1 protein-coding gene is annotated in these 262 nt (G+C 66.0%); it reads left to right on the forward strand.

Annotation, left to right across the window (positions count from 1 at the left end; all coding sequences use genetic code 11):
- Window positions 1-262 (forward strand): isocitrate lyase/phosphoenolpyruvate mutase family protein (locus AC0L3B_RS39700; RefSeq protein ID WP_473383343.1); only part of this gene is annotated, 262 nt, incomplete at both ends.

Below are 262 nucleotides of genomic sequence, written 5' to 3' on the forward strand. Positions count from 1 at the left end.
CAACAGCACCCCAGGCCAGCGTTTCCGTGACGGGGTCGCCAGTGAACAGCCGTTGCAGGTCGTCGGCGCCATCAACGCCAACCACGCCTTGCTGGCCAAGCGCGCCGGCTTCAAGGCGATCTATCTGTCCGGTGGCGGCGTGGCCGCGGATTCCCTGGGTGTTCCGGACCTGGGCATCACCGGCCTGGATGATGTGTTGACCGATGTACGCCGCATCACTGACGTGTGCGACCTGCCGCTGCTGGTGGACGTGGACACCGGT

This window comes from Bradyrhizobium sp. Kon56 (assembly GCF_055807635.1).